The organism is Modicisalibacter luteus DSM 23508 (assembly GCF_000378505.1).
Taxonomy (GTDB): Bacteria; Pseudomonadota; Gammaproteobacteria; order Pseudomonadales; family Halomonadaceae; genus Modicisalibacter; species Modicisalibacter luteus.
The window spans coordinates 146,688-171,801 of the sequence record NZ_KB899998.1; the positions used below are offsets into that span (position 1 = coordinate 146,688).

At 59.3% G+C, this 25,114-nt stretch carries 22 protein-coding genes; 10 read left to right on the forward strand and 12 right to left on the reverse strand.

Annotation, left to right across the window (positions count from 1 at the left end):
- The 7 genes from ubiE to F568_RS0115455 form a co-directional block, all read right to left on the reverse strand.
- Window positions 1-747 (reverse strand): bifunctional demethylmenaquinone methyltransferase/2-methoxy-6-polyprenyl-1,4-benzoquinol methylase UbiE, encoded by a 747-nt coding sequence (gene ubiE, locus F568_RS0115425; protein WP_019019652.1) that lies wholly within the window; start codon window positions 745-747, stop codon window positions 1-3.
- 122 nt (window positions 748-869) lie between these two features.
- Entirely contained in the window at window positions 870-1,253 is a 384-nt protein-coding gene (locus F568_RS0115430; protein WP_019019653.1) for a gamma-butyrobetaine hydroxylase family protein, read from the reverse strand.
- A 74-nt stretch (window positions 1,254-1,327) separates the two neighbouring features.
- Window positions 1,328-2,656, reverse strand: coding sequence for an ATP-dependent protease ATPase subunit HslU (gene hslU / locus F568_RS0115435; RefSeq protein ID WP_019019654.1), 1,329 nt, complete (start codon window positions 2,654-2,656; stop codon window positions 1,328-1,330).
- A gap of 17 nt (window positions 2,657-2,673) precedes the next feature.
- A complete protein-coding gene (gene hslV / locus F568_RS0115440) occupies window positions 2,674-3,192 on the reverse strand; it encodes an ATP-dependent protease subunit HslV (protein ID WP_019019655.1) in 519 nt (172 codons plus the stop codon).
- A 169-nt stretch (window positions 3,193-3,361) separates the two neighbouring features.
- On the reverse strand, window positions 3,362-4,051 hold the full coding sequence (locus F568_RS0115445) for an SPOR domain-containing protein (RefSeq protein WP_019019656.1): 690 nt from the start codon (window positions 4,049-4,051) through the stop codon (window positions 3,362-3,364).
- A gap of 3 nt (window positions 4,052-4,054) precedes the next feature.
- Window positions 4,055-5,740 (reverse strand): arginine--tRNA ligase, encoded by a 1,686-nt coding sequence (gene argS / locus F568_RS0115450; RefSeq protein WP_019019657.1) that lies wholly within the window; start codon window positions 5,738-5,740, stop codon window positions 4,055-4,057.
- 160 nt (window positions 5,741-5,900) lie between these two features.
- Window positions 5,901-8,147, reverse strand: a complete 2,247-nt coding sequence (locus F568_RS0115455) for a primosomal protein N' (RefSeq protein ID WP_019019658.1) — start codon at window positions 8,145-8,147, stop codon at window positions 5,901-5,903.
- A gap of 158 nt (window positions 8,148-8,305) precedes the next feature.
- On the opposite strand from F568_RS0115455, the gene rpmE reads away from it, so the two are divergent.
- Both rpmE and F568_RS0115465 read left to right on the forward strand, forming a co-directional pair.
- The gene (rpmE, locus tag F568_RS0115460) at window positions 8,306-8,521 is read left to right on the forward strand and encodes a 50S ribosomal protein L31 (protein WP_019019659.1); all 216 of its coding nucleotides are present in this window, start codon (window positions 8,306-8,308) and stop codon (window positions 8,519-8,521) included.
- A gap of 238 nt (window positions 8,522-8,759) precedes the next feature.
- Window positions 8,760-10,031, forward strand: a complete 1,272-nt coding sequence (locus F568_RS0115465) for a malic enzyme-like NAD(P)-binding protein (RefSeq protein ID WP_019019660.1) — start codon at window positions 8,760-8,762, stop codon at window positions 10,029-10,031.
- 92 nt (window positions 10,032-10,123) lie between these two features.
- On the opposite strand, the gene F568_RS0115470 is transcribed toward F568_RS0115465, so the two are convergent.
- A complete protein-coding gene (locus F568_RS0115470) occupies window positions 10,124-10,840 on the reverse strand; it encodes a PRC-barrel domain-containing protein (protein WP_019019661.1) in 717 nt (238 codons plus the stop codon).
- 469 nt (window positions 10,841-11,309) lie between these two features.
- Between F568_RS0115470 and F568_RS0115475 the strand changes: the two genes are divergently transcribed.
- Window positions 11,310-12,980: a methyl-accepting chemotaxis protein gene (locus tag F568_RS0115475; protein WP_019019662.1), complete on the forward strand. Its 1,671-nt coding sequence runs from the start codon at window positions 11,310-11,312 to the stop codon at window positions 12,978-12,980.
- Window positions 12,981-13,154: 174 nt separating this feature from the next.
- On the opposite strand, the gene F568_RS0115480 is transcribed toward F568_RS0115475, so the two are convergent.
- Window positions 13,155-14,159: an aldo/keto reductase gene (locus F568_RS0115480; protein ID WP_026300582.1), complete on the reverse strand. Its 1,005-nt coding sequence runs from the start codon at window positions 14,157-14,159 to the stop codon at window positions 13,155-13,157.
- Between the two features lie 719 nt (window positions 14,160-14,878).
- Between F568_RS0115480 and F568_RS0115485 the strand changes: the two genes are divergently transcribed.
- From F568_RS0115485 to F568_RS0115500, 4 genes are all read left to right on the forward strand, one after another.
- The gene (locus tag F568_RS0115485; RefSeq protein ID WP_026300583.1) at window positions 14,879-15,892 is read left to right on the forward strand and encodes a DUF4917 family protein; all 1,014 of its coding nucleotides are present in this window, start codon (window positions 14,879-14,881) and stop codon (window positions 15,890-15,892) included.
- An 83-nt stretch (window positions 15,893-15,975) separates the two neighbouring features.
- Entirely contained in the window at window positions 15,976-16,905 is a 930-nt protein-coding gene (locus tag F568_RS0115490; protein ID WP_019019665.1) for a hypothetical protein, read from the forward strand.
- Between the two features lie 81 nt (window positions 16,906-16,986).
- On the forward strand, window positions 16,987-17,991 hold the full coding sequence (locus F568_RS0115495) for a S1 family peptidase (RefSeq protein ID WP_019019666.1): 1,005 nt from the start codon (window positions 16,987-16,989) through the stop codon (window positions 17,989-17,991).
- Between the two features lie 204 nt (window positions 17,992-18,195).
- Window positions 18,196-19,533 (forward strand): deoxyguanosinetriphosphate triphosphohydrolase, encoded by a 1,338-nt coding sequence (locus F568_RS0115500; RefSeq protein ID WP_019019667.1) that lies wholly within the window; start codon window positions 18,196-18,198, stop codon window positions 19,531-19,533.
- Between the two features lies 1 nt (window position 19,534).
- On the opposite strand, the gene F568_RS0115505 is transcribed toward F568_RS0115500, so the two are convergent.
- Window positions 19,535-20,341, reverse strand: coding sequence for an ATP-grasp domain-containing protein (locus F568_RS0115505; protein WP_019019668.1), 807 nt, complete (start codon window positions 20,339-20,341; stop codon window positions 19,535-19,537).
- A gap of 145 nt (window positions 20,342-20,486) precedes the next feature.
- Between F568_RS0115505 and F568_RS0115510 the strand changes: the two genes are divergently transcribed.
- The gene (locus tag F568_RS0115510; RefSeq protein ID WP_019019669.1) at window positions 20,487-21,272 is read left to right on the forward strand and encodes a ribonuclease T2 family protein; all 786 of its coding nucleotides are present in this window, start codon (window positions 20,487-20,489) and stop codon (window positions 21,270-21,272) included.
- Here the strand turns inward: F568_RS0115510 and F568_RS0115515 are convergent.
- Window positions 21,269-22,180, reverse strand: coding sequence for a nuclease-related domain-containing protein (locus F568_RS0115515; protein WP_019019670.1), 912 nt, complete (start codon window positions 22,178-22,180; stop codon window positions 21,269-21,271). The two genes, F568_RS0115510 and F568_RS0115515, sit on opposite strands and share 4 nt — an antisense overlap.
- Before the next feature lie 168 nt (window positions 22,181-22,348).
- On the opposite strand from F568_RS0115515, the gene F568_RS0115520 reads away from it, so the two are divergent.
- Complete coding sequence (locus tag F568_RS0115520) at window positions 22,349-23,221, forward strand: NAD-dependent protein deacetylase (RefSeq protein ID WP_019019671.1); 873 nt, start codon at window positions 22,349-22,351, stop codon at window positions 23,219-23,221.
- Between the two features lie 96 nt (window positions 23,222-23,317).
- Window positions 23,318-23,986, forward strand: coding sequence for a hypothetical protein (locus F568_RS23000; RefSeq protein WP_019019672.1), 669 nt, complete (start codon window positions 23,318-23,320; stop codon window positions 23,984-23,986).
- A gap of 64 nt (window positions 23,987-24,050) precedes the next feature.
- Here F568_RS23000 and F568_RS0115530 read toward each other — a convergent pair whose 3' ends face one another.
- Entirely contained in the window at window positions 24,051-25,049 is a 999-nt protein-coding gene (locus F568_RS0115530; RefSeq protein ID WP_019019673.1) for an aldo/keto reductase, read from the reverse strand.
- Window positions 25,050-25,114 lie beyond the last annotated feature (65 nt).

Here is a 25,114-nt window from a genome sequence, read left to right on the forward strand (position 1 = left end):
TCACAGCTTGATGCCGCGATGCAGGGCGACGATGCCCCCCGTCAGGTTGGTATACTCCACCCGCTCCAACCCGGCATTTTCCATCATTGCCTTGAGCGTTTCCTGGTCGGGATGCATGCGGATCGATTCGGCCAGGTAACGGTAGCTGTCAGCGTCGTTGGCGACCAGTTGGCCCATGCGCGGCAGTACGTTAAAGGAGTAGTTGTCGTAGACCTTTGATAGTACCGGGTTGTCCGGCTTGGAAAACTCCAGCACCAGCAGACGGCCGCCGGGCTTGAGCACGCGTGCCATCGAGGCCAGGGCGGCGTCCTTGTCGGTGACGTTACGCAGGCCGAAGGCAATGGTGATGCAATCGAAGGTATTGTCGGGGAAGGGTAGGCGCTCGGCGTTGGCCTGAACGTACTCGACATTGCCGCCTACGCCGTTGTCGAGCAACTTGTCGCGACCTACCTGAAGCATCGACTGGTTGATATCGGCCAACACCACGCGACCGGTGGGGCCGACCAGACGCGAGAACTTGAGAGTCAGGTCGCCGGTGCCACCGGCGATATCGAGCACGCTGTGGCCGCGGCGAACGCCGGCGCGCTCCAGTGTGAGGCGTTTCCAGAGGCGATGAATGCCCAGCGACATCAGGTCGTTCATGATGTCGTAGCGAGCCGCCACCGAATGAAAGACATCAGCCACTCTGGCAGCCTTCTCTTCGACCGGTACCTCTTGATAGCCGAAGTGAGTCGTACGCTTTTCCATGTTGGTCGTCGATCCTTGTCGGGCCCGGGCGGAATAAAAAGAACTGGGCGACATTGTAGCGTCGCCCAGTAGCGTTTGTCTTTTTCGTCGCCGGTTGGTCAGCGGTTTTGCCGCACTGGGTTCTAAACCTGTTTAACGGGAATGCCCAATGGCTCCCGGGACGCACCGGCCTTTTCCAGGCGGCGCAGGTACTGCTCCCAGTAGGCATCGTGGTGTGTCGCCAGGTCGTATAGATACTCCCAGCTGTATAGCCCCGTGTCGTGACCGTCATCGAAATGCAGCTTGAGCGCGTAGCGTCCGGTCTGGGTAATGTTCTGCAGGCCAACGTATTTCATGCCGATCTGCAGCACTTCGGTATCCGGCCCATGGCCGCGCACCTCGGCCGAAGGTGAATAGACTCGCAGGTACTCGGCGCTCAACCGGTAGCTCTCGCCGTTGGCATAGCCCAGCTCGAGCTCGCGGGCCTGCTTGTGATAGTGCACGCGGGTAGGAATAGGGGCGCTCATGACTGTCTCCTGGCTGCGAGCATGGAACGACGCGCTCGGGCGGGCGGTGCGGCCCGACGCGCGTCGCGCATGGCTTAAAGGATATACCGTGACAGGTCTTCGTCCATCGCCAGCTCGCCGAGCTGGGAGTTGACGTAGTCGGCATCGATGACCAGCGGGCCCTGCATGTCGCCCCCCTGGAACGAGGCTTCTTCGAGCAAACGCTCCATCACCGTGTGCAGACGGCGGGCGCCGATGTTTTCAGTCCCTTCGTTGACCTGCCAGGCGATCTCGGCGATGCGCGCGATGCCATCATCGGTGAACTCAATCTCCAGACCCTCGGTGGCCATTAGCGCCTGGTACTGCTTGGTCAACGCGGCGGAAGGCTCGGTAAGGATGCGCTTGAAGTCATCCGGCGACAGCGCCTCGAGTTCGACACGGATCGGCAGGCGACCCTGCAACTCGGGGATCAGGTCGGACGGCTTGGAGAGGTGGAACGCGCCGGAGGCGATGAACAGGATATGGTCGGTCTTGATCATGCCGTGCTTGGTCGAGACGGTCGATCCCTCGATCAGCGGCAGCAGGTCGCGTTGCACGCCCTCGCGGGAGACATCGGTACCACTGGTCTCGCCGCGCTTGGCGACCTTGTCGATCTCGTCGAGGAAGACGATGCCGTTCTGTTCCACGGCCTCGACGGCACGACGCTTGATCTCCTCGTCGTTGACCAGCTTGGCGGCTTCCTCGTCACGCAGCAACTGCCAGGCGTCCTTGACCTTGACCCGCTTGGTCTCGGTCTTCTGCTTGCCCATGTTGGAGAACAGGCTCTGCAACTGGCTGGTCATCTCCTCCATGCCCGGCGGAGTCATGATGTCGATGCCGGCAGATTGCGGCGTGATCTCGATATCGATCTCCTTGTCGTCGAGCTGTCCCTCGCGCAGTTTCTTGCGGAACATCTGACGGGTGGAGGAATCGTCACGGGCGCTGTCGTACTCGCTGCCACGCGGCCGGGGCAGCAGGGCATCCAGGATGCGATCCTCTGCGGCATCCTCGGCGCGGTTGCCCACTTCTTCCTTGGCCTGCTCGCGAACCATCTTGATCGCCATCTCGACCAGGTCGCGGATGATCGATTCGACATCGCGGCCAACATAGCCGACTTCGGTGAACTTGGTCGCTTCGATCTTGATGAACGGCGCGCGGGCCAGCTTGGCCAGACGGCGGGCGATTTCGGTCTTGCCCACCCCGGTGGGGCCAATCATCAGGATGTTCTTGGGGGTGACTTCCTGGCGCAGCGTCTCATCGAGCTGCATGCGACGCCAGCGATTGCGCAGGGCAATGGACACAGCGCGCTTGGCATCGTGCTGGCCGATGATGTACTGGTCCAGCGCATGGACGATTTCACGAGGCGTCATCTGGGATTGGGACATGGCTCCGGACTCTTTGCTCACAGCTCTTCGAGCGTGATGTGATGATTGGTGTAGACGCAGATATCGGCGGCAATGTTCAGTGACTTCTCGGTGATGTCACGGGCCCCCAGATCGGTGTTCTCGAGCAGGGCCAGCGCCGCCGACTTGGCATAGTTGCCGCCGGAGCCGATGGCGATGATGCCGCGCTCCGGCTCGAGCACGTCACCGGTACCGGTGATGATCAGCGAGGCGTTCTTGTCGGCGACGGCAAGCATCGCTTCGAGACGCCGCAGGGCACGGTCGGTACGCCAGTCCTTGGCCAGCTCGACGGCGGCCTTGACCAGATGACCCTGGTATTTCTCCAGCTGAGACTCGAAACGTTCGAACAGGGTAAAGGCGTCGGCAGTACCACCAGCGAAACCGGCCAGGACTTGACCGCGGTAGAGGCGGCGGACCTTGCTGGCGTTGCCTTTCATTACCGTATCACCCAGCGATACCTGGCCGTCACCGGCAAGTGCGACCTGTTCACCGCGACGCACGGATACGATCGTCGTCATGTGAAAAAACTCCCTGAGGGCAGGCAAGGCCCGCCCGATGAATGGGGGTGCGTGCCGACGAGGCACGCACCCGATCCGGAATCATTGACAGGAAGTGTGGGCACGGTGCCCGGAAATCAAGCGGTGGCCATGCCTAAACATGGCGCGAAGCTGGCGAGTAGCGTCACCGTCAATTCTGGAGTTTGATCAGCAGGGGCTCGATACCCTGGGTCATCATCAGGTCCTGGGCGCGATTGAGTTCGCGGGTGTCCTTGTAGGGGCCGACCTGGACGCGATGCCAGGTCTGGTTGCCCTGAGCCTTAACCTCGGTGATCTTGGCCAGCAGGCCGAAGTCCTGCAGGCGTCCGGCGAGCCGCTTGGCGTCGGCCGCTTCCTTGAAGGAGGCGGCCTGCAGCATATAGCTCGCCTGGCTCTCGGACGGTGCCGGGGCGGCCGGCTTCTTGGCAGCTGTCGTGGCCGGCGCGCTGGCTTCGACCACATCGGCGACAACGGTGGTGGCCGGCGTGCTCGGCACATCCTCCACCTTGGGCGCGATGACCTCGGATTCCGGCAGCAAGGTGTAGAACTCGAAGGTCGGCATGCGTGGCTCGCTGGCGGCCGCGGGCGGCTTCTCGCCTGCGGGCGCCTGCGATGGCTGGCTGGCCTGCTGGGTGCTCGGCGGCTTGGGTACGACGGTAGCCAGCGGCGGCGCGCTTTCCTGCAGGTACTGCGACAGCGCGAAACCGGCGATCAGGCCGGTAAGCCCCCATAGCCAGCCCGGTACGCTGCGCCGCTCCTTCTGGCGCGGGGCGCGGCGAGTCGTTGCACCCTTGGGTGGGGCACGACGGCTGGAGCTTTGCGAGGCGCTGCGGCGGGCCATGGTTTACATCTCCTCGGGTGCGCTGACGCCCAGCAGGTCCAGGCCGTTGCGAATCACCTGGCGGGTGGCCAGGCCCAGGGCGAGACGCGCATTGCGCAGCGCGTCATCCTCGACCATGACCTTGACCGCGTTGTAACAGGTATGGAAATCGGCGGCGAGGTCTTGCAGGTATTGGGCGACCTGTTGCGGTTCGCGGTTGAGCGCGGCGTGCTCGACAACCTCGGGGAAACGCGCCAGACGGTTCATGAGCGCCTTTTCCTGATCCGCTTCGAGCTGTGCCAGGTTGGCGAAGCCGAGTTCGCGATCGAAGGGCATGCCGTCAGTTTCGGCCTTGCGCATCACGCTACATAGACGGGCGTGGGCATACTGCACGTAGTAGACCGGGTTGTCGTTGGACTGCGAACGTGCCAGGTCGATGTCGAAGGTCAACTGCGAGTCGGCGCGCCGGGCTGCCAGGAAATAGCGGGTAGCGTCGCGGCCGACCTCGTCGATCAGGTCGCGCAGGGTAACGTAGCTGCCAGCACGCTTGGAGAGCTTCACTTCTTCGCCTGAGCGAGTGACCAGCACCATCTGGTGCAGCACGTAGTCCGGCCAGCCCTGGGGGATATCGGCTTCCAGCGCCTGCAGGCCGGCGCGCACGCGGGTCACCGTGGAATGGTGGTCGGCGCCCTGTTCGTTGATGACCTGCTTGAAACCGCGCTGCCACTTGTCGAGGTGGTAGGCGACGTCGGGCAAGAAGTAGGTGTAGCCACCATCGGTCTTGCGCATCACCCGGTCCTTGTCGTCACCGAAATCGGTAGTGCGCAGCCACAGGGCACCATCCTGCTCGTAGGTGTGGCCGTTGTCGATCAGGCGCTGCACGGCCTGCTCGACCTTGCCGTCGCGGTACAGCGAGGATTCCAGAAAGTAGACATCAAACTCGACACCGAACGCCTTGAGATCCAGATCCTGCTCACGGCGCAGGTAGGCCACGGCGAAACGCCGGATCGCCTCGAGATCATCGGCATCGGCGGCACCGGTGACATGCTGGTCGTCGGCATGGATGGTCTCGCCGGCCAGATAGCTATTGGCCACGTCGACAATGTAGTCGCCCCGGTAGCCGTCGGCGGGCCAACTCGGGTCCTCGGGCGTCAGGCCCTTGGCGCGCGCCTGGACCGATAGCGCCAGGTTGCTGATCTGAGCACCGGCGTCGTTGTAGTAGAACTCGCGCGTCACGTCATAACCGGTGGCCTCGAGCAGCCGGCACAGACAATCGCCAATCGCCGCGCCACGGCCATGGCCGACATGCAGCGGCCCGGTGGGGTTGGCGGAGACGAACTCCACCTGCACCTTCTCGCCAGTGCCCCGCATACTGCGGCCGAAGGTATCGCCGGTATTCAGGATGGTAGGCACGATCTGCGCCACGGCATCGGTGGCGGCAAAGAAGTTGAGAAAACCGGGGCCGGCGATCTCCACCTTGCTCACGGCGTCGGTGGCCGGTAGTGCCTGGACCAGCGCCTCGGCCACGTCACGGGGCTTCTTGCCAGCGGGTTTGGCGAGCATCAGTGCCAGGTTGCTGGCGTAGTCGCCGTGGGCCTTGTCCTTGGTCGGGTCGACCTTGAAGGAAGGAGAAACGTCATCGGGCACGAGACCCTGCTGCTTGAGCGAGGCCAGCGCCTCTTCGAGCAGTGCGGAAATAGTATCTTTCATGGATATGCGTGCTTGTCCTGTGGCCCTGGCGGCGCGCGAGCGGGTGGCGAACGAGGCTCTCGCGGCGGTGCAGCGGCGTCAATTCGGCGCTCATCTTTCGAGCATGGCCGCTCATTATCGGCAATTGCGGCCCGGCTTTAAACCTCTGTCGACTCACGCTTCAGCTCAACGATTGTGGATCGATATCCAGATTCCAACGGGCGCGCCGGGCCAGCGGTGATTGCTCCATCCATCCGGTCAGGTAGGCACAGGCCTCATGAAGCGGGCTGCGCTTGGCTGCAGACAGCATCACCTGCACGTGGTAGCGGTTTTGACGGCGCTCCATCGGCGCAGGAACCGGGCCCAGACAGTCCACCGCCAGGCCGCGTTCCGGCAGCCATTGGCGAAGGGCAGTGGCCGCTTCGCCGGCCAGTGTCAGGCCGTCAGCCTCGCGGGGGCTCTCAAGGCGTAATAGGGCCATGTGGCGATAGGGCGGAAGGCCGGCGATACGCCGTTCTTCGAGCAGACTCTCGGCCAGCGCGTCGTAGCCGCTCTCGGCGAGCAGGCGCAGGTGCGGATCGTCGGGGTGGAGGGTCTGGACCAGCACGCGCCCCGGTCGCTCCGCACGGCCGGCGCGGCCGGCGACCTGGATCAACAGCTGGGCGCTGTGCTCCAGGGCGCGGAAGTCGCTGGCATACAGGCCAGCGTCGGCATTGACCACGACCACCAGTGTGACATGCGGCAAATGGTGTCCCTTGGCGAGCATCTGGGTGCCGACCAACAAGCAGGGCTCGCCACGGCGTATCTCGTTCAGGGTGTTCTCGAAAGCATCCTTGCGCCGGGTGCTGTCACGGTCGATACGGTGTACGCAGACACCTGGAAACAGTTCGCCCAGGCTCTCTTCGCTGCGCTCGGTACCGGTGCCCAATGGACGCAGATCGGCGCTGCCACAGTCAGGGCAGGCCTCGGGAATACTGCGCTGTCGCTCGCAGTGGTGGCAGGTCAGCTGCGGCGGCTGGCGGTGCAGGGTCAGGCGTGCATCGCACCAGTCGCATTCTGCCAGCCAGCCGCAGTTATGGCAGGCCAGCGTAGGCGCGAAGCCGCGCCGGTTGATGAATACCAGTACCTGCCCACCGGCCCCCAGCGTCCCCTTGATGGCATCGATTACCGGTGGAATCAGCCCGCCCTGGCGCGAGCGACCGCGCAGGTCGATCAACTCCAGGCGGGCCGGGGCATGCGAGCTGGCGCGGCGCGTCAGGCGCAAGTGGCGGTAATGACCGGCACGTGCCTGCACCAGGCTTTCCAGCGAGGGTGTGGCACTTCCGAGAACGATCGGAATATCATGTTTGTGGGCGCGGGCGATAGCCAGGTCGCGGGCATGGTAGCGCAGGCTGTCCTGCTGCTTGTAAGAACCGTCGTGTTCCTCATCGACGATGATCGCCCCGGGCCGGGCTAGCGGCGTGAAGATCGCCGAGCGCGTACCGATGATGATGGGTGCGCGTCCGGCGCGGGCAGCCTCCCAGGCATCCAGTCGCTCGGCATCGGTCAGCCCTGAATGCAGCGCCACCACCGGTACCCGGAAGCGCCGGCGAAAGCGCGACAGGGTCTGCGGGGTCAGGCCGATCTCCGGTACCAGCACCAGCGCCTGGCGACCCTGGGCGACGATGGCCTCGATCAGTTGCAGATAAACTTCGGTCTTGCCGCTGCCGGTCACTCCCTGCAACAGGCACGGATGGTAGCGGTTGAGTCCTTGATGAAGCTCGCTCAGCGCCGTGGCCTGCTCGCGATTCAATGTGAGTGCCGGCTCGGCGAGCAGCGCGCTGCCCGGCGTGGCGGGCGAGGCCATGAGCGGTTCCTCGTGGCACTCGGCCAGCCCCTTTTCGGCCAGCGCCTTGAGCTGGGCGCGGGTGAAGCCCTGAGCGCTGATCACCGAGCCCACCACGCCACGCGGATGCTGACGCAGCAATTCCAGCAGTTCGGCCTGGCGGCGAGCCCGCCCTAGACTGGCAGCGTCTTTGCTCTGACCGGTGGCCGTCAGTTGCCAGCGTTCCCGGGTGCGCGCCTCCAGCGGTCGGCCCTGGCGCAGCAGTACCGGCATTGCCTGATGCAGCGTATCGCCGAGGGCATGCTGGTAATAACGCGCCGTGAAGCGACACAGCCATAACCAATCCGCCGGTAATGGCTGGCTGTCCAGACAGGCGCTGACCGGTTTCAGCGAGGCGAGATCGAGATCGCTGGTATCGCGACACTCGACGACGATGCCCACGACGTCGCGACGCCCAAGGGGCACCCTGACACGCATGCCCGGTTGCCAGCCGGCAGACGGCCCCGGTTGACATGGGCGATAGTCGAACAGCTTGCGCAGCGGGGTGGGAACGGCAACACCCAGCACCTTGGGCGTGGACGGTATGGCGGGCGATGAAGGCAATTGGACTCCCTTGATGGCTCTGCTATAATGCCCGGCCTTCCTGAACGACGCCGCACGTTCGCGCCGTGGGAGGAAACCGGTTCACTCAACCCGTGTGCGGTGCCTGACCTAACATATTCAGGATCAGGTGGCGGTACACCGACTCGTGAGGCATCAAGATGAAACAAGGTATCCATCCGGAATACAAGAAGGTCACGGCGACCTGTTCCTGTGGCGCTGTTCATTCAGTCGGCAGCACCGCTGGCGAAGACCTGTCACTGGACGTTTGCTCCAACTGCCACCCGTTCTACACCGGTAAGCAGAAGCAAGCGACCACCGGCGGCCGCGTCGAGCGTTTCAACAAGCGTTTCGGTGCCGCTATCAAGCGTGGCTAATTATCGCTTGGATCAAAAAACCCGCCCTTGTGGCGGGTTTTTTATTGCCTGAGTTTCGGCGGCAATAAGCTGCGACTTATGCTGGAAGTGACAGGCATAAGTTGCAGCGAATATCTGGAAACGTTTTCAAACAAGCGGCTAAAAGCAAAGAAAGACAGTAACTTGGATCAAGTTGTCCAGCTGTGCTTTTTTCTATATTCTTGGCGGACTTCTCAAAGATCATACCGGATTTAGACGCATGACAGACGCGAAAAAGCAGGCGGCTCTGGATTACCACTCCCAGCCGATTCCCGGCAAGTTATCCGTTGAAATCACCAAGCCGACCTCATCCGCCAAACACCTGGCTCTGGCTTACAGCCCCGGGGTTGCCGAGCCGGTTCGCGAAATCGCCAAAGACCCGGAAAACGCCTACCTCTATACCGGCAAGGGCAATCTGGTTGCGGTCATCTCCGACGGTAGCGCCATCCTCGGCCTGGGTAACCTGGGCGCGCTGGCCAGCAAGCCGGTCATGGAGGGCAAGGGGCTGCTGTTCAAGCGCTTTGCCGGTATCAACTCCATCGATATCGAAGTCAACGCCGAGAGCCCTCAAGCCTTCATCGATACCGTGGCACGTATCGCCGATACCTGGGGTGGCATCAACCTCGAGGACATCAAGGCGCCGGAGTGCTTCGAGATCGAACGCGCGCTGATTGAACAGTGCAATATCCCCGTCTTCCACGACGACCAGCACGGTACCGCCATCGTGACCGCGGCCGGTATGCTCAACGCACTGGATATCGCCGAGAAGAAGATCGAAGACGCGCGAATCGTCTGCCTGGGTGCCGGCTCTGCCGCCATCGCCTGCATGAAGCTGCTGGTATCTTGCGGCGCCAAGGCCGAGAACATCTACATGCTCGACCGCAAGGGCGTCATTCACAGCGGCCGTGATGATCTCAACCAGTACAAGGCGATGTTTGCCACCGAGACCGAGCTGCGCACGCTGGACGAAGTCATCGAAGGTGCTGACGTATTCATTGGTCTGTCCGGTCCCAACCTGCTGAGCGCCGAGCAGCTCAAGAAAATGGCCGACAACCCGGTGGTCTTCGCCTGCTCCAACCCGGACCCCGAGATCCACCCGGACGTGGCCAACGAAGCGCGCCCCGACGTGATCATGGCGACTGGTCGTTCCGACTACCCCAATCAGGTCAATAACGTACTCGGTTTCCCGTTCATCTTCCGCGGTGCATTGGACGTTCGTGCCACTCGCATCAACGAGGAAATGAAAGTCGCCGCTGTGCATGCGCTCAAGGACCTGGCCCGTGAGCCGGTACCGCAGGAAGTCCTCGAGGCCTACGAGGTCGACGCCCTGGAATTCGGCCGTGGCTATATCATCCCCACGCCGATGGACGCGCGCCTGCTGGATCGTGTTTCGTCCGCCGTGGCTCAGGCTGCTGTCGATACTGGCGTCGCCCGTCGTCCGTATCCCTCGCACTATCCGCTGACCAGCGTGGACGACGTCTACGGTGGCTAAGCCATAGCGCGAATGCTGATAAGAAAAAACGGCAGCTGATTCCAGCTGCCGTTTTTTTCGCCGTTAAGGGCGTCATGCACGCAATGAGCCGCTCAAGACGATCCGCTGCCGCTGCCGCTGCCGCTGCCGCTGTTGCGGTTACCGGTGCTGTTGCCGTTGCCGCCGCTGGTGCCGATATTGCCCTGATACGATCCGGTCTGTTCGATGTTGCTCTGTGAATAGGGTACGACAAGCATCCACTCGGGACTGACCCAGCCAAGCTCGGTGGGAATCCAGTAGTTGTCGGTTTCCAGGCCGTCCGGGTCGATGATGGCGCTGGTCACTTGGCCCTGATCGTTCACGACCAGGTCCTCGACCTCCGCATAGGCCGAACCGCCGACCTGCACGCCCATGCCCAGCAGGGAGCTGGCGCTGAGCCGGTTCTGGTCGAACAACTCCTGTGGGGAGCGGGTGATTTGCTGGTTGCCGAATTCCTGAGATGTCTGGTTGATCGATAGCAGGGCATCCGCGGGCTCGAAGAGCTTTACCGGCCACTCGACAGTACGAAAGCCGCGTTCCACCTGGTTGCCGTTGGAATAGACCAGCAGCGACTGAATGTTTCCCTGAGCATCAAGGATCACGTCAGCGACTTCGCCGACCTCGGTATTCTCGCCTGCGATCACGTCGTCGCCCAGCAATTGAGTCATCGTCCATGCTGTTGAGGGATCGCTGCGTTGATTCTGCCAGTCGTTCAGGTTTTCTGGGGCTGCCACCGCCGTGAAGGGCAGAGCAGCGGCACAGAGCGGGATCAAGCGATGTAGATGTGTCATGAGAGACCCTTTCTCCAGACTTCCAAGGGGTGCAAGGACATCGTTGCGATGAGGCAGGCCGGCTCCGCCTGCTGCTTGCCTGCGCCGCGCTCATCGGCAGACCCTGACGAACGCCACGGCAGGATGCCGTACAGGCAAAGCCCTACACGGCATGGAGAGTAATTAACTGCAACGTAGAAGCGAGAGGAGGAGGGCGTCAAACGGGACTAAAGTCATCGACAGATAAGCAACAACGAAACATTCCTTCGCTGAGCTGTGTATAACAATGAAAACATCATATTTCGCAGCGACAAGCCTCGATGGCTCATTGCTACTGAGGATGAATCACTCGACTGGCTATTTGCTTTCTTTGCCGCAATATTTCCTGTCAGTGTGATTTTTCTCTACACCTTTCGTCTGACCTGCCGATAGTCCCAACGGGTCACCGTTCCCCAGGCTATCCGGCCCATAGCGACGAAATGAGTAGATGATGAAGAACTGGTCCATTAAGCACAGTCTGACTGCAGCTCTCGTACTGCTAGTTGCCCTGAGTGCCACCATCAGTGGCTTGGGGTTTTATTCAAATAGTATCAGTGCCAAGTCGATTAGCGAATTGGCAGAAATCAACGTCAAGCAGAGCAACACGCTCAACCGTGCGCAGGTCAACATTTTGCGTTCCCGAGTCATGCTGGAGAAGTATGCTGCCAGCATGGTGAGCATGGATGACCCAGAGTTTCAAAGGCTACCGGGCGATGCAAGGCAGGCACTGGAAAAAGCGAAAGCACGCTTCGCGGCTTTCGAGGCTATCAAACTGGGCGAAGATAGCCGTCGCGATCCCTATGTGGATGCCATCAAAACCGCATACCAGGCATTGGTAATCGACACGATGGAGCCGCTGTTGGCCGATAACCCCGACCGTTTTGAGATCCGCATGGCGTTGGGCGATCTTGCCGAGCACTCCACTGCGTTGGACGAAGCGGTAAAAGAGTTCATTCATTACGCCGAAACGCGCGGTCAGGAGCTGATTGCCGAGACCGATCGCACAAGCCATTTCGTTGAAATTACCGGAATCGTACTGCTCATCTTGGCGCTGGGCGCCGCGATCCTACTGCGAGTCGGGCTGATCCGAATCGTGATCCGACCGCTGAACGATGCATTGACTCATTTCGACACGATTGCCAAGGGCGATCTGACCGGAAATGTTGAAGACCGCGGCACCAACGAAATCGGCCAGTTGTATGCCGGCCTGAAGGGCATGCAGGAAAAGCTGACCACGCTGGTGAAATCACTGCGTAGCAATAGCGATAGCGTATTCACCGGGGCGGGCGAGATCGCCTCCGGCAGTCAGGACCTGTCGTCGCGTACCGAAGAGCAGGCCGCCGCGCTGCAGGAAACCGCATCCAGCATGGAGCAGATGACCTCAACGGTGCGTCATAGCACGGACTCTGCCCTTGAGGCCGACCGGTTGTCAGGGCTGGCATCTCAGGCTGCCGAGAATGGCGGGCAGGAAGTGCAGCAGACTGTCACACTGATGCGCGAGATCGCCGCGAGCGCTCGCAAGGTCAATGACATCATCTCGGTTATCGACTCGATCGCCTTCCAGACCAATATCCTGGCCTTGAATGCTTCTGTCGAAGCGGCGCGTGCCGGCGAACAGGGCCGTGGCTTTGCCGTGGTGGCCAGCGAAGTCCGCTCACTGGCCAGCCGCAGTGCGGCATCCGCCAAAGAAATTCGTGCCCTGATCGAAGCGACGACCGCCCAGATCGAAACCGGTGCCCAGCAGGCCGAGCGCAGCGGAGAAACCATCAACGAGACGGTTACCTCGATTCGTCAGGTTTCCAAGCTCATGTCCGAAATTTCTTCGGCAACCCGCGAGCAGAACAGCGGCATCGAGCAGATCAACGTCGCCATCACCCAGATGGATTCCGTGACCCAGCAGAATGCCTCACTGGTCGAGCAAACCAGCGCGGCGGCCGCATCGCTGGAAGAGCAGGCGCAGCAACTCGCCAACCTGATCGCCACGTTCCGGATCGCGGAGTCGGCCAAGGCGATGCATTCTTCTCAGGCACAGGCATTGCCTCAACCTCAATCCAAGGCCAAAAAGCCAGTCGTGCCAGCCAAGAAGGCAGTGGAACAAGAGGAAGAGTGGGCTGAGTTTTGAGCCGGACAGAAAGATAGTCTTGCTGTCGCCCCGCGTATGCGGGGCGATTTGTTTTGGAAGGCGTCAGTAACTTTTATCTGAGCTTCGGTTTTGGCCAAGGTTATATGGGTGGTTGCCGCCTTCGATTGGGCCGTAGGCCACACCAAGAGAACTCTCAGTTCGCAAAGGGCAGAATCACGAAGCAAACTCCTCGGAGTCGATGTCTGCCTGCTGGGCCTCGCTATACCGGCCTCCGGCCACTTGGTCTGGGGTCATCATTGCGTTCAGTCGAGTCACGGTCTCCAAATCCAGATGAAGGGAGTCCGCCGCCAAGTTCTCCCGCATATGCTCGATGTCACGAGAGCCAGGGATGGGAATGACATCATCTCCCTGAGCTTTTAGCCAGGCGAGGGCGAGTTGGCCGGGCGTAACGCCCAATTCGTTCGCTATGGCTAGAAAATCTTCCAACAGGCTCAGGTTCCTGGGGTAGTTCTCTTCGTTAAAGCGCGGCATTCCTCGACGCATGTCGCCCTCAGCGAGGCTCGCGGCATCGCGGATGGTTCCCGTCAGAAAGCCTCTCCCCAACGGGCTGAAAGCCACTAGTGCCGTGCCCAACTCTCGACATGCCTGGATCAGGGCTATTTCAGGGTTACGCGTCCATAGAGAATATTCGGACTGTACCGCCGCGATGGCATGTTCAGCCTGGGCTCGGCGCAGCGTCGTCGCTGAAACCTCGGAAAGCCCGACACCCCGTATCTTGCCTTCCTCCACTAAGCGCCCCAGCGCGCCAACACTCTCCTCGATGGGAACCTGGCGATCCAGGCGGTGCAGGTAATAGATATCCAGATGGTCGGTCCGAAGGCGTAGAAGGCTCGCCTCGCACTGAAGCCGTATTGTCTCGGGGCGCCCATCAATAACTTTCTTACCGAGGTCAGGATCGATGTACATACCACACTTACTGGCGAGCAGAACCTGGTCTCGCTTGTTCCTTAGCGCCTTGCCCAGCAAGGTCTCGTTGGCCGTAGCCCCGTAGAGAGTGGCTGTATCGAAGTGGCGATAACCCATGTCGAAGGCTGCATCCAACGCCCGAAGTGCTTGGGACTCAGGCACTGGGCTTCCGTAACCGTGGGAGAAGTTCATGCAGCCTAAGCCGATAGTAGGTGAGCCAACTTCCTTGAGACGTAGAAAGACAGGTGACATTGGGATTCCTCTGGAATGGCAAGACAATGGCTGGCATGGCCGCTTACGGGATAATGCCGAGCTAACCCATGGGATCGCAAGCCGGAGAAAAGGGATATGCGAGCTGATGCGGCTCGATACTGGCCAACGTGGACAAGCGTAAGCAAACCGTGACACACCGACACTACTGTCATTTATTACTTACGAGGTATGAGATATAACATGACGATTAGAAACATTGGCTTTGGTACATTTTGTCCCACGCATCACTAAACGTTCCAAGACCTTTGCTCCTGGCGCCTGGGTCAATGCAATGCATGGCGCTCAGGTTGTAGCCGGGCGTTAGGCCTACGAGTCGAGATAGCGATCACTGCCCTGCGCCGTGGTTTCGCTATGGGCCAGGGCAAGATGCCCCACAAAGCGCCATTAGCCGCACAGGTCGTTGCAGTTTAACTACACCGGAGGGGGTTGGAGGCAAGTGGGTAATGGTACTACGGGAGAGGATGTTGATAAGCATTCTAGAGCCACGCATACGCTACTTAGCTAGGTTCCAAGCCTAAATTTACTTATCGCATGAGAGCCTTTGGGGGTAGGGTGGCTCAATGCTGTGCATATGTTAATGTCTGATGACGACCCAAAGCGGATGGTCCGAGGACGGCCGCAAGCACGTTCAAGTCAATAAACGAGCGCGCTGTCTAATATCTGTTATGCATTTTATGGTTTCTCGGAAAGGGGCATCGATGCCAGAGATTAAAATTGACGAAAACTTAGTTGAATGGGACGAGCTATCTGAGTTGGAGTGGAAAAACCTGCTTCTTGGAAATGGTTTTAGTATCAATATCTGGAATCGATTTGGGTATGGAACACTGTTTGAGGTTGCTCAGAGGGAAGATATAGACCATCAACTCACTGCGCAAAGTCTTGCCCTCTTTGAGCATGTTGGCAGCGCTAACTTTGAAGATGTTTTGAGAATCCTGTATCACGCGAAGCTCGTAGATGAGCAGCTTGGTAGCCTTCAAGATGCCGAGATTACAGCTCTATACGAAAGCGCTAAGAATGCCTTGGGTTCAGCTGTCAACTTTGCCCACATACCGCCAGCACTTGCTAACGTCGCTGAAATTAATGCAAGGCTTAGGGATTACAAGAATGTTTTTACCACGAACTATGACCTGATCCCTTATTGGGCAATCATGGACTCCGATACATGGAGATTTAAAGATTATTTCTGGGGGGAAGGTGGTTGCTTTGACTCATCTGATACAGCTGTTCCCGCAGACAGAACAAAACTCCATTACCTACATGGCGCTATCCACCTCGTAGAGCTTCCGAATGGAAAGACTAAAAAACTAACCGCCAATGGTCTGAACCGGCTATCAGAACTCTTCGATTTAGACCACCCAGAGCAGTTTCCTCTATTTATCACCGAAGGCAGCTCTAAATGGAAGCTGTCGCGGATTAAGCGGAACGACTATCTCCGCTTTTGTTACGAAAAGCTTGCAAGCAGCAAGAATGAATTGGTAGTGATTGGGCATTCTTTGCATAAAGATTATGACCAGCACATTATCGATGCGATCCTGCAGAGCGATTCCAGTAAAGTCGCAATCGGTGTTTGGCCGCACCAAGATGTAGAGGAAATTATTGCCCTGAAATCTCGGCTAACCTTAGACCTGAAAGGGAAGGAACTATATTTCTTCAATTCGGAAAGCCATCCTCTTGCTTCAGCAGACCTGAATGTTCCAGACGAAGATGCATAACAATCGCCAGCACGGGGACAAAGTTTACGCTGCGCTTCAACTTTGCCCGTGTGGCGGGCGTTATAAACCTAGGGAGGTGTTCGGTGGGTAGCAAAATCCCTGAAGCCAAATTGGTCTCTGGTAAAAAGACCACGGCTCTGAATTATGAAAAAAAACCGTTCGGCGACGTTTTTTGTTGCTCACCTGGGTGCGATGCGCAACTCTCATTCGTTAAACGCCATGACAGACGCTATGCAAAGAAAACTATCGAAATTGCCCCATGTTTTCGGCTCAAAAAAAATGAAGACCATGATTTAAGCTGCAGATACAATATTGGAGGGCAGCTCAAGATAATTGCAAAAGACTCTGAGTCAGAGGTCTTTTCTGCGATATCGAACTCTAAATATGAGTTTAGGCTTCACATTTTAATAAAGGCTCTATGGGAATTAAAAAATAGCAACATCGAAACTAAAGGAAAGGGCTGGGGCGGAAGTGGAGAGCAAAATAAACAATACTCAAACAAAGGCAAGCTCAGCAACTACTTGAAAACCCTGCGTCAAGTGCTGGAGCTTAGAGCCCTATGCGAAGATAACCAAGAACTGAAAAAGCTAGTTACTTTAAAGCTCAAATCCAAGAAAGTTACGTGGGAAAACTTTTACTTCGATCATGAGAACTTAGAGCGCTTCGTTCAGGTACACGGCGCCGATGATTTTACTATGCCGCTTGCCATATCAGGGCGCATTAACGAAATAAGGAGCCCGAATGAAAAGTTTAATTTCCATGTTGTCGAGCTGAACTCGCCGTTCATAGAGCCTGATGAGAATGGAATAGTGAGAAAGCCCGTGCCTCAGATAGTGCTCAAGAATTCGTCATTGCTAAAGCATATTGATATAGAAAAAGAGTATATATTTTTCGGGCAGTGGAAAGCTCGCCTCCGTGAAAGAAATGGACGAGGATCAAGTAGTACTAGAAAATGGATTTTTGAGAATATCGAAATGTACATTGACCACAAAGACCATTTAATTGAATGCTAGGTTTATAACAAGTCACGGAAGGCGGACGCGTGATACGCGCCGCTTCGTTTGTCGTTCTGCATATAAGGTAAAACTTCTGAAATGAGCGATCGTAAATCAAGGTATGCCAAGCTTGCACCCCTTAACTTCAGGGAAAGTCTGGATTTAGCACTGTCGGCGATCAAATTTTTCCAGCCGCTTTCTTACCGGGAAAACTGCAAAGTTCTTGGAATTACTCTAGAAAAAGGACGAATAGAACCTTTCGATGGATACGATTTTATTCGGTATCTTGAGATAACTGAAAAGCTACCGGGTGCAGATCGTTACATCTATCTTATTCGAAAGCTGTTATCAGACCTTGAGAGAGCACAACTTTTAACTTTCTACGGCCTAGGAAAGAACCCGACCAGCGGCCCCGCGTACTACTGCATGCGCGAGTTTACCAACATCGAAAAGAAAGGTTTTTTGTGGCTTGCGCCTGCGCTTGGCCCAGAGCTTGTACTATTTGCCTATTCGGATATTACAGTTCAAATTACAGGGGTTACTCCTGCAGGTGATGTACACGCTGGGACAGGAATAATTATCTCCCCAACCCATATTCTGACCTGTGCACATGTTGCCAATGGAATGAAGATAGATCATTGCCAGAGAGCCAGCAACACAACATACAACGTAGCTGGCATCATCAGCCACGAATCGAAGGATGTTGCAATAATTCGATCTGACAATGAACTGCCAATCTTACCGGGGATGGGGTTTAGAGACCCGTTAATCTCAGAGGGGGTGTATACCCTTGGCTATCCTCGTATTCCGTTGTCCACAGAACCGTCCCTGGTAATGCAGCGGGGAGAGGTGACGAATCCAGAAGTTACAATGTTTTCGGGAGATAAAGTTTTCCTCTATTCTGCGGTCGCTCGGCCCGGGAATAGCGGTGGGCCGATTATTTCAGAATCTGGGCATGTAGTTGGAATTGTGACTGAGTCTCTCGAAGAAAATACAACTCAGTCAGGTATGCCGTTCCATGCGGGTATAAAGACGGCAGAACTCACGTCAGCCGTAGCTGAGCTCGACGCTAATATTGAATTGCCCATCGAAACCTATGAATAAAGCAGAACAAGTGCGTCAACGGGACCGCTTTGTTCCGCTGCCGCTCCACAAATCGGCCCGTTACGCCAGCGTTATATCTACTCTGGCTTAATGTCTGCTCATGGCCGGAAGCGGACCTGACGAACCCTACATTTAGCGTTCGTGTGACGTAAACTATCCCCACCATTCGTCACCGCGCTTTCGCGCCCCGACTGAGGATGCTTCATGACGCAGATGCATTGGGAGCGCTTGCTCGACCCGCATCGCCTCAACGACAAGCCCCGCGGCTCGCGGGATGAGATCGGGCGCAGCCCGTTCCACAAGGACCACGACCGTATCGTGTTCGCCGGCTCGTTCCGGCGGCTGGGTCGCAAGACTCAGGTCCACCCGCTGACCGACAACGATCATATCCACACCCGGTTGACCCATTCGCTGGAGGTGGGGTGTGTGGGACGCAGCCTGGGAATGATCGTCGGCGAGGGGCTGCGTGAACGGTTGCCGGCGTGGATCACCCCGGCTGACCTGGGAGTGATCATTCAGGCGGCGTGTCTGGGGCATGACATCGGCAATCCACCGTTTGGCCATGCCGGGGAATACGCCATCCGCGACTGGTTCAAGCGCGCCGAGAAGGACGGCAGCGGATTATTGGAGGGGTTGACCGACACCCAGCGCGCCGACTTGCTCACCTACGAGGGCAACGCGCAGGGCTTCCGCATCGTCACGCAGATCGAATACAACCAGTTCCGGGGCGGCATGCGCCTGACCTACGCGACGCTGGGCACGATGCTGAAATATCCGTGGACGGTGGAGCACGGCGGCAAGATGGGCAAGTTCGGTGCCTACCAGTCGGAAAAGCACATGCTCGTCGAGGTTGCCGAGCGGCTGGGCCTTTGCGCACGCGGCGAATCGGCGTGGTGTCGCCATCCGCTGGCTTACCTGGTCGAGGCGGCCGACGACATCTGCTATGCGCTGCTGGATCTCGAGGATGGCCTGGAAATGGGCATTCTGCGCTATGACGAAGTGGCGGAGGTACTCACCCAGATCGCCGGCGGCGAGCCACCGGAATATCCCCGCATGGAACAGGATGGCGTGTCGCAGCGCCGGCGCATCGCGACGCTGCGTGGTGCGGCGATGGAGCGGGCGGTCAACGAGGTGGGCGAGGTATTCGTCCAGCATGAGCAGGAAGTGCTCAACGGCGCGTTGCAGGAAGACCTGCTGGAGCTTTGCCATCCCGATCTGGGCTGGGGCGTGCAGGCCGCCAAGCAGCTGGCCCGTGAGCGCATCTTCCAGAATGAGCGCAAGGCCAAGCTGGAGATTGGCGCCTACACCACACTGGGCATTCTGCTTGAGGCCTTCATTGGGGCGGCCCATGAGTTGCATTACCACGGCAGCTCGTCGTTCAAGCATCAGCGCGTGCTGGCGTTGATAGGCGAGAACACGCCGCGCCCCTCATGGAACCTCTACGACAGTTACCGGCGCATGCTCGACTTCATCGGCGGCATGACCGACCACTACGCAGTCGATCTGGCTCAGGAGATGGGCGGGCGCCTCAAGGGCGAATGACCTAGCCGGTCAGGCCGAACGGCGGACGGCTGCCGGGACCCATGTCGTCTTCGCGTTGCAGGGTTCGCAGAATGGCCTGGCCCAGCCGCCGGGAACTGTCGGGAATGCCCTGATTGCCGAACAGGCGGTTGAATTCGAAGACGAAGGGGTGACCCCAGGCCATGGCAATGTCGAAGCCGGCATGGTTGATGCCCAGTTCCCTGGCCAGGCGTCGTGCCAGGGCGATGGCCTCGTCGGGAATGGCGTCGTAGTCCACCTGGCCGCCCTGGTTGACGTTGGAACGGTAGCCGCCCAGCGGTGTGACTCGCCAGTAAGCAGTGAGCACCTCTTCACCGACCAGGACGATGCGCAGGTCTCGGTCGATGGGCAAGCGCTCCTGAATGTAGAGCACCGTTTCCGCCTCGGCGTGGCGTTCGAGCTGGGCCCGATTCTCGATCAACGACACGCCTTCACCCATCGAGCTCTTGATACGCTTGGCGATCATGGGATAAGCGAAACGGCGGTCAATCAGCTCAATGTTGTCACGCGTGCTGGCACGGATCTCGGTAGGAGGAACATGCTCAGGGCACAGGGCCATGAAGGCACGGGTCTGTTCGACCTTGTCATGGCCCAGGTGATAGCTGGCGAGGCTGGGGAAAATGCGCTTCTTGAGCGCATAGACCAGGGTATGGACTTGCCAGTATTCGGGAAACAGCACCCAGTCGGCACGTTGGATATCGTCGAGATGTTCGTACATGCGTTCGGGCTTGATGTAGCGGACGCCAGGCAGGCCCAGGGTGCGAAATGCATCGAATGAGACGATATTCATCGGCAGCGGATGGCGAAATCGCCGTCTCCTGAATAGCTACGACGCGGCGGATTATAGCCGGCATTACTTCCTCGGCAAGCCCCTGCCATGCGACTTTTTTGAAGGGGTGACGAGCATTGCGTGAGGCGATAAGGGAGAGGGAATCATGGGGGTGACACACGGGAAAAGCGCCGTGAAGGCTTGTCTGGTCCTGGTGTTGGGCTGCCTATTCGTAGGGCCGGCAGCTGCCGTTGAACCTCTTGAGGCCGAGGGGTTCGATCACTACACGCTGGCGCTGACTTGGCATCCCGGCTTTTGCCAGACCCAGGGAAGCCCGCCCCGCGAATGCCGGGAGCCGTCGTTGCGTGAAAGTGCCGATGAAGGCTTCGTGTTGCATGGTCTGTGGCCATCGCTGCCCGAGCGCTTCGCCGATAAGGGTGTGACGCGCCAGCGCTGGTGGTCGCAGGGCTGCTTTCTCGAACGGCCGCGTGCCGATGGCGGCTTCTGTCGCGCTCACGCGCCGTTCGATTTCGAGGACTCGCTGGATGACGAGCTCGACCATGCCATGCCGGGACGCGCCAGTTGCCTGGATCGCTATGAGTACGCCAAGCATGCCGCCTGCCTGTCGCTGCCCGCCGAGGACTACTACGAGACCGCGGTCGACCTGCTGGATGTCGTCAATGCCAGCGCTTTCGTTGACTACGTGATGATCCACCGCGGTAGCGACGTGCCGCGCAATGCCCTGATCCAGGCGTTCGAAGCGGCGTTCGGTGAAAATACCGGGCGGGCGTTGAGCCTGCAATGCAACGGTCGCGGCAATCGTGTGCTGACCGAGGTGCGTATCGGTATCGATGCCGAGCGGCTGGCAGGCTTTCCGCAGGCGGATAGCCTGGTGTCGCTGCGGCGAGGGCGCTGTGCGCCTCGGGTGAGCATTCCCGTGATGAGCGGTTAGACCGACGGCCGCTCGAGCTGGCGGTTGTCGAGCAATTCCCCGCGGTGCTCCAGGGCTCGGGCAATGCGGTCATGCGTGGCGTCATCGAGTTCGCCGAGCCGCGCCTCGGCGAGTAGCTTGGCCAGGCCCTCGCCGCTGACCACTAACAGGTCGTCGGGCGATTGCTCGTTATCGATATGCCAGCCCGGCAGCACCAGCACGCCTCGCACCGGTACATCGAGGCCATGTTCTCGGGCCAGCCATTGGCGCATCCAGCGAACTGCCTGACGAGTCTTGCGCAGTGGCTGGCGCTCGCTCCAACCGGGAAAACGCAGGCGCTCGCTTTCTATCGCTACCGTGCGCTGAGGCTCGCCGTCTGGGCTCAGCGGCTGGGTGCGTGCTCGGGTCTCGATCACGAACACGCCATAAGGCGTCAGTGCGACATGATCGATGGTGAACGTGTCGCTGGGAATATCGTGAAAGACGAAATAGGGGTGGGCCTCGGGGCGGATCAGGCGCGCGAGTTCCTGGCCGACGGCCAGTTCGCAAGCCAGGCCGAGCTTGATGCGCTGAATATGCTGGTAGTCGCGCATCAGCAGGAAGCTGAACAGCAGCGCCAACAACGTGGTCAGCAGGCCGTAGATCATCCACTCCAGCCAGTTCTGATGCGGCGCGAACAGCATGCGACCCATACCGTAGACCATCGGCGTGAGCACGGCGATGGGGCCCAGCGCGCCATTGAGGAACAGACGGGCGAAGGCTCGGTCGAGCCGGTCGCGTAGCGTCTGACCGGGCTCACGCAGCATGTGGGCGTCGAACGGCGAGCGCACCCGGGCATCATGCAGGTTGCGCAGGGCCAGGACGACGACCGTGGCGGCCCCGAGCGGGGCCAGGAAGATCAGTGGTAACAGGTATTCCAGCCAGGCCATCACGTGTCCTTGCCCGAGGGTGAACCGAACGCTCATTTTAACCAAGGGGCGCGGCGGGAGCCATGCACACTATGGGTTAAACTAGCCTAGGTTATTGTGGTCTCAAGATGCCGGGCGCAAGGTGCGTCCACGACCGTTTGCTCCGTGACACAGCCGGTATCGATCTGCATGCTCTCGACCAATGATTTTGCGCCACAGGGTGCTCCCGTCGCCTTGCCGGGCGCTGGCAGCCAGGCGCTGTACGATTTCCTTCAGCAATACCCCCGCCTGATGGTGCTGACCGGGGCCGGGGTGAGTACCGAATGCGGTATACCCGATTATCGCGACACGCGTGGCGAGTGGAAGCGCAAGCCGCCGGTACAGCATCAGGCATTCATGAGTAGTCTGGCGACGCGTCAGCGCTACTGGGCACGCAGCCTGATCGGCTTTCGAGCCATCGAGGAGGCACGGCCAGGACCTGCCCACCATGCCCTGGCACGTCTGGAAGCACTGGGCCATGTGACGGCCCTGGTGACCCAGAACGTGGATGGCCTGCACCAGCGTGCAGGTTCGCGTCGGGTGATCGACCTGCATGGGCGTGCCGAGATGGTACGCTGCATGGGGTGTGGCAGCCAGCGCATGCGCTACGACTTGCATGCTGAGCTGGCTGCCATCAACCCCTCCTGGCTCGATCTCAATGCCGCGGTGGGCCCCGATGGCGATGCCGATCTTGATGGCCTGGATTTCTCGACCTTTCGCGTTCTCGACTGCACGCGCTGCGGCGATGGCGTACTCAAGCCCGACGTGGTGTTCTTTGGCGATAACGTGCCGCGCGCGCGTGTCGATGCGACATTCGCTGCTCTGGCTGACGCCGATGCGTTGCTGGTCGTCGGCTCGTCGCTAATGGTCTACTCCGGTTACCGTTTTGCCCGCCAGGCGTCACGTGACGGCAAGCCCATCGCCTGCCTGAACCTGGGGCGTACCCGTGCCGACGATCTCTACGCCCTCAAGGTCGAGGCCCCGGTGGGGTCGACACTGGAGCAATTGGTCGCGCGGCTGTGATGATGAAGTGATTCAAGTTTCTCCCAAGGATGCCGTTAGTGCAGTTATCGCTTCAGAGGGAGCGATTTCGATAACGACATCACGACAGGGAAAACGATGCGATTCATCAATCATGCCGTACTGGCGGGCGCGCTGGTTGCGCTGAGTATTCCAGCCGGCGCGCTGGCCGCTGATAACTGGTCGGTAGGTGCCGGCGTCGGTACTACGGGTTATGGCGGCAGCGTAAGCTACCGTTTCCACGACAACCTGGCCGTGACTGCCGGCTACAGCGGTTTTTCTTACGACGGCCTGGATTACGAGACCGACGACGCTAACTACGAAGGCGAGTTCGATGTCGACGTGTACGGCCTGACGCTGGATTACTTCCCGTTTGCGGGGCGTTTCTTCCTGTCCGCCGGCGCTATGCGCCCGGACATCGCCATGAGCGTGGTGGGTCGTCCCAAGGCGGGCCAGAGCTATGAATTTAACGGTAACACTTATACGTCTTCTCGAGTTGGCAGCGTGCATGGGGAAGTGACGCTTGCCGATTCCATCCAGCCCTACCTGGGCCTGGGGTGGCGCGGCAGCCACAAGAGTGGCCTGGGCGTGTTCAGCCAGGTCGGTGTCTTCTTCACCGATGCTGAAGTGAATCTCAGCGCGACTGGTGCAGCCAACGATCCGCAGCTACAGCGCGATATTCAGCAGGAAGAGGATGACCTCCAGGACGAAGCAGATGAACTCAGCGTCTATCCGGTGGCCGTCGTAGGTATCGAATATACCTTCTGAGTTGCCAGTTAAAACAACGCCCGGCCTATCAGGCCGGGCGTTGTCGTTTCAGGGCGAATGAACCTTACACATCACGAGTGGGCGGCGCCATGAACTCCGGGCCCACCGGGTCCTTGACGTGCTCGTCAACGATGCGCTCGATCTCGCTAATATCCCCATCGGAAAGCTGCCAGTCGATGATGTCTGCGACGGGGTCGACCTGATCCGGGCGGCGTGCACCCCATAGGGCGATGCCGTTGTCGTGACGGTCGAGCAGCCAGCGTACGGCCAACGCCAGGACACGCTTGCCATGACGCTCCTGGACGAAGCGATCCAAGGCGTCCACTGCCGCCAAATACTGATCAAAACGCGGTTGCTGGAACTTGGGATCCTTGTTGCGCAGGTCGTCGCCGTTAAAGGCGGAGTCGCGATGCATCTTGCCTGACAGCAGGCCGCGACACAGCGCGCCGTAGGTCAGCATGGCCAGTCCCTCGCGCTTGGCGTAAGGGACGATGTTGCGCTCCGCCTCGCGTTCGAACAGGTTCAGCGGGGGCTGGACGGTATGCAGGGGCGCGACGTCACGAAAGGCGTCGCACTGTTCGGGTGAGAAGTTGCTGACGCCGATCGCGCGGATCTTGCCGTCGCGATAGAGCCGCTCCATGGTGCGCGCGGTTTCCTCCATCGGCGCCTTGGGATCGGGCCAGTGCACCTGATACAAGTCGATGGCCTCGACGCCCAGCCGGCGCAGCGAATCCTCAACTTCCTTCTCGATCCGTGCTTGCGTGGCGTTACGTACAACAGCGGCGATGCCCTCGCCCCATTCCAGCGCCACCTTGGTGGCAATGACCAGGTGGTTGCGCTGGTCCGACTCGGCGATCGCTTTGCCGAGGACTTCCTCGGCATGGCCGAAGCCATAGGCCGGCGCGGTATCGATCAGGGTAATTCCCCGGTCGATGGCGGCATGAATGGTGCGAATGGCCTGGGCATCGTCGGTGCCGCCCCACTCTCGTCCGCCCATGGCCCAGGTACCCAGGCCGATGCGTGAGGCACTGATGCCGGTATCCGCAATTTGCAGGGTCTGCATGTCTTGTCTCGCTTCATGTCATTGATGATCAACGAACACAAGCGTGGCCGGCTACTGACCGACTG

Coding starts and splice junctions, on each gene's coding strand:
- ubiE (WP_019019652.1), bottom strand. CDS start 747: ATGGAAAAGCGTACGACTCACTTCGGCTATCAAGAGGTACCGGTCGAA.
- F568_RS0115430 (WP_019019653.1), bottom strand. CDS start 1,253: ATGAGCGCCCCTATTCCTACCCGCGTGCACTATCACAAGCAGGCCCGC.
- hslU (WP_019019654.1), bottom strand. CDS start 2,656: ATGTCCCAATCCCAGATGACGCCTCGTGAAATCGTCCATGCGCTGGAC.
- hslV (WP_019019655.1), bottom strand. CDS start 3,192: ATGACGACGATCGTATCCGTGCGTCGCGGTGAACAGGTCGCACTTGCC.
- F568_RS0115445 (WP_019019656.1), bottom strand. CDS start 4,051: ATGGCCCGCCGCAGCGCCTCGCAAAGCTCCAGCCGTCGTGCCCCACCC.
- argS (WP_019019657.1), bottom strand. CDS start 5,740: ATGAAAGATACTATTTCCGCACTGCTCGAAGAGGCGCTGGCCTCGCTC.
- rpmE (WP_019019659.1), top strand. CDS start 8,306: ATGAAACAAGGTATCCATCCGGAATACAAGAAGGTCACGGCGACCTGT.
- F568_RS0115465 (WP_019019660.1), top strand. CDS start 8,760: ATGACAGACGCGAAAAAGCAGGCGGCTCTGGATTACCACTCCCAGCCG.
- F568_RS0115470 (WP_019019661.1), bottom strand. CDS start 10,840: ATGACACATCTACATCGCTTGATCCCGCTCTGTGCCGCTGCTCTGCCC.
- F568_RS0115475 (WP_019019662.1), top strand. CDS start 11,310: ATGAAGAACTGGTCCATTAAGCACAGTCTGACTGCAGCTCTCGTACTG.
- F568_RS0115480 (WP_026300582.1), bottom strand. CDS start 14,159: ATGTCACCTGTCTTTCTACGTCTCAAGGAAGTTGGCTCACCTACTATC.
- F568_RS0115485 (WP_026300583.1), top strand. CDS start 14,879: ATGCCAGAGATTAAAATTGACGAAAACTTAGTTGAATGGGACGAGCTA.
- F568_RS0115495 (WP_019019666.1), top strand. CDS start 16,987: ATGAGCGATCGTAAATCAAGGTATGCCAAGCTTGCACCCCTTAACTTC.
- F568_RS0115500 (WP_019019667.1), top strand. CDS start 18,196: ATGACGCAGATGCATTGGGAGCGCTTGCTCGACCCGCATCGCCTCAAC.
- F568_RS0115505 (WP_019019668.1), bottom strand. CDS start 20,341: ATGAATATCGTCTCATTCGATGCATTTCGCACCCTGGGCCTGCCTGGC.
- F568_RS0115510 (WP_019019669.1), top strand. CDS start 20,487: ATGGGGGTGACACACGGGAAAAGCGCCGTGAAGGCTTGTCTGGTCCTG.
- F568_RS0115515 (WP_019019670.1), bottom strand. CDS start 22,180: ATGGCCTGGCTGGAATACCTGTTACCACTGATCTTCCTGGCCCCGCTC.
- F568_RS0115520 (WP_019019671.1), top strand. CDS start 22,349: ATGCTCTCGACCAATGATTTTGCGCCACAGGGTGCTCCCGTCGCCTTG.
- F568_RS23000 (WP_019019672.1), top strand. CDS start 23,318: ATGCGATTCATCAATCATGCCGTACTGGCGGGCGCGCTGGTTGCGCTG.
- F568_RS0115530 (WP_019019673.1), bottom strand. CDS start 25,049: ATGCAGACCCTGCAAATTGCGGATACCGGCATCAGTGCCTCACGCATC.